Annotated in this window: 4 protein-coding genes; all 4 read right to left on the reverse strand. The window is 64.4% G+C overall.

Translation table 11 applies throughout. The features are described from left to right. Positions 1–59: 59 nt before the first annotated feature. Positions 60–614, reverse strand: a complete 555-nt coding sequence (locus CV1CTNOD_RS06355) for a transposase (RefSeq protein ID WP_207386230.1) — start codon at positions 612–614, stop codon at positions 60–62. Beyond that, positions 584–1,192 (reverse strand): helix-turn-helix domain-containing protein, encoded by a 609-nt coding sequence (locus CV1CTNOD_RS06360; protein WP_131785238.1) that lies wholly within the window; start codon positions 1,190–1,192, stop codon positions 584–586. The genes CV1CTNOD_RS06355 and CV1CTNOD_RS06360 overlap by 31 nt, the downstream gene beginning before the upstream one ends. A 95-nt stretch (positions 1,193–1,287) precedes the next feature. Then, positions 1,288–2,139: an alpha/beta fold hydrolase gene (locus CV1CTNOD_RS06365; protein WP_131785239.1), complete on the reverse strand. Its 852-nt coding sequence runs from the start codon at positions 2,137–2,139 to the stop codon at positions 1,288–1,290. A gap of 32 nt (positions 2,140–2,171) precedes the next feature. Then, positions 2,172–2,693 (reverse strand): lipocalin-like domain-containing protein, encoded by a 522-nt coding sequence (locus CV1CTNOD_RS06370; protein WP_131785240.1) that lies wholly within the window; start codon positions 2,691–2,693, stop codon positions 2,172–2,174. Positions 2,694–2,842 lie beyond the last annotated feature (149 nt).

Raw genomic sequence — 2,842 nt, forward strand, 5'->3', positions numbered from 1 at the left:
ATCGATGACATCCACAAGATCGACTCAACCTAACAAAGTACTACTAGGGGTTGGGTTCCTCAAAGGCAGTAAACAAAACGACGGCGGAGTTTCCGGGTCGGTGGGGCGGGCCGTCCCCAGATCCAGGGTTTCGCGCGGGTGTTGAGCTGGGCGGTGGCCAGCCGGGTGGCTTCGGTGATCTCGCCCGCGTCGGCGAAGGACTGCCCGGCCAGCGCGGTCTTGCGGAAGATCCGCCACCAGCCCTCCTGCAGGTTCAACCAGCAGGCGGCGACCGGAATGAAGGCGTGTCGGATCCGGGGACGGTCGGCCAACCAGCTTCGGGTGGCCTTGCTGTCGTGGCTGGAGAGGTTGTCCGTGATGACATGGATGTCCCCGGTGGGGTTGGCCTCCTCCACCAGGTGCAGGAAGTGCTGGTACTGGGTGCTGTTCCGGGGCGGCGCCGTGGCGGTGACCTCGTGGCCGTCGCGGACCCGCAGGCCCCCGTACACCCAGGTCTTCTCCGGGCCCCGACCGTAGCCGATCTCATTTTTGATGCGGTGTCCGTCCGCAGACCAACCCGGGGCGGGCGGGAAGGCCCGCGGGATCACCGGGCCGAGCTCGTCCGCACAGACCACCGTGCTGTTCTCCGGTGGATGGGTGTAGAGCTCGACGACTGTCGACCTTGTGGGACGACCTCCGGGTCGCTGCTCGTCGTCCAGGAGCGGGTGCGCCGCCACCGGACCCGTTCCGCGCGCAGGATCCGCCGCACCTGGCTGCGCCCCACCTCGATACCGGCCTGGCGGGCGGTCTCGGCCAGGCTATCCAGGGTCCACTGAGGCGCTCCGGCCTCGTCCTCGGCGACCAGCTCACCGCCGGGTGTGCGTGCCAGCCGGCCCGGTGGGGTGGAGCGGGCCAGGGCGATGAGCTGGGAACGTTCGGCCTCGCTGATGCGACGGGGGCGCCCGGGGATCGGCCGGTCGGCCAGCCCGTCCAGGCCGTCGGTGTTGAACCGGTGCAGCCACAGCCGCACCGTCTTGGGATGGCAGTGCAGGTCGGTGGCGATCCGGGGAACGCGCTGGCCCCTCCAGCTGGCCGTGATGATCTGGGCTCGCAGGATCCAGCCGGCCGGGGCGTGATGGGCACCCGCCAGCTGGCGGATCTTCTTCTCCTCGACCGGATCCTGTGACACCCGCGCATACAAGAACGTGGGCATCACATACTCCTTGCCAAACACGGTGATACCCGGGCTCGCCCGATCTACCCCAGCTTTTAAGGAACCCAGCACTACTACTCGGCCAGAAATGTCTGTCAGATCGCTGCGAATTCGCGAACGGCCTGGATGAACTGGTTGAACTGGCTACGGTGCACGTCGTGTGACGCGTTGTGCAACTCGATGGTGGTGCAGCAGGCGGGCAGGATGCGACGTGCGTGTGCCCAGTCCTCGTCAGACCACAGGCCGCCCCGCAGGGGGTTGGCGCGGATGAGAAGGGTCGGAACAGTGAGCTGACCCAGGAGTGGAAGTAGCGAGCCTGTACGGGATCCATCGCGCACCAGGCTCTCGACGATGGCCGGGTCTGCGTGCCGGAAACCCTCCACCAGGCTGTCCACATCATCGGTGTGCCAGTCGGCATTGAACACGGCGAGGATTTCCCGCAGTTCGTCTTCGGGCAGTGCGATGGCCCTGATCAGGCGGTTGATCTGTTCGCGTTGCAGGCGTGGTGACATCATCACCGGGGGGTCTTCAAGAACAAGCCTCGACACCGCCGGGGGAAGCTGCCCCGACTCGGCACCGGTCACGGTGACCAGGGCCACGGCGGCTCCCCACGAGTGGCCGACCAGCATGGCTCCCTCGGCCCCCACGGCGGCCAGGAAAGACACCACGTCGTCAGCGGCCTCGCGTAGGCTGTACCTCCCGGTGGGTGGTCGAACGCTGGCACCATGTCCTCGCAGGTCGAGCGCGAATACCTGGTACCTATCCCCCAGCGCGGGGCCGACGCGAGACCAGCTTGCCGCCGATCCCGCGTTGGCATGCAGCAACACGACCCGCATTCGATCATCCCGATCTTCACCCCAGACCCGATAGCTGAATCGGCCGGCGGGAAGATCAGCGAATCGTGCGCGCCAGCCGAAATCGGCGCGGCCGGCGTGTGCGCCCGTCATGGCAGTCTCCTTTCTTCGTCAACGACACGCCGCTATGGCGCTACGGTCGCGCCTTCCGGCGATTCCGCGGACCGGATCCGCTCCCACGTCAGGTACGGGACCCGGATGTCCGAGCCGTCTTGCTTCGCCGGACAACACAATGTCAACACATCCCTTCTCAGTGCGAAATCGCGAACCTGGTTCTCTCCAATCCATTCGGGAACAGATGCCGCCTGCACATGATGGATGACTTGATCGTCAGATAGGCGATAGGTTCCACAGTATCCGATATAGGGATGGTTCATGGCGATCGATTCGGCGTCGACATGCGAGCCATGTGCGAATTCGGGGACGGATGTGCTCGAGGTGTGACGCCGCGGGTCGCGCAGGTGTACGGACATGTGGCCGTCTACCGTATAGATCAGTAGGCCGCTCGGTTGGGCACCCATGGGCATGCTGAGAAAATTTCCGCTGCGGTCAGCGACGATGAACGAGATAAGCTGCCACACTCCAGCCAGGGAAGGATAACGTGCGTCGCGGTGGCTCGAAGCACCCGAACTGGTTGCGCTACTCATGAGGACGAAATCTCCGTGGGAGTTGACTTAGATTCTTGTTGACCTGTCAGTTCGAGGTCGACAGTAGTTCGTCAAGATATGCACTGAGCCTTTTCTATTTCCGGACTCATCATCCCCTTGGAACCCCCGAAAACCATTGATCATACCCA

Source organism: Protofrankia symbiont of Coriaria ruscifolia, from assembly GCF_900634745.1.
Classification (GTDB): domain Bacteria; phylum Actinomycetota; class Actinomycetes; order Frankiales; family Frankiaceae; genus Protofrankia; species Protofrankia californiensis.

What these genes read in the sequence shown, in the direction of transcription:
- CV1CTNOD_RS06365 (WP_131785239.1), bottom strand. Translation starts at nt 2,139, where the DNA reads ATGACGGGCGCACACGCCGGCCGCGCCGATTTCGGCTGGCGCGCACGA.
- CV1CTNOD_RS06360 (WP_131785238.1), bottom strand. Translation starts at nt 1,192, where the DNA reads ATGCCCACGTTCTTGTATGCGCGGGTGTCACAGGATCCGGTCGAGGAG.
- CV1CTNOD_RS06370 (WP_131785240.1), bottom strand. Translation starts at nt 2,693, where the DNA reads ATGAGTAGCGCAACCAGTTCGGGTGCTTCGAGCCACCGCGACGCACGT.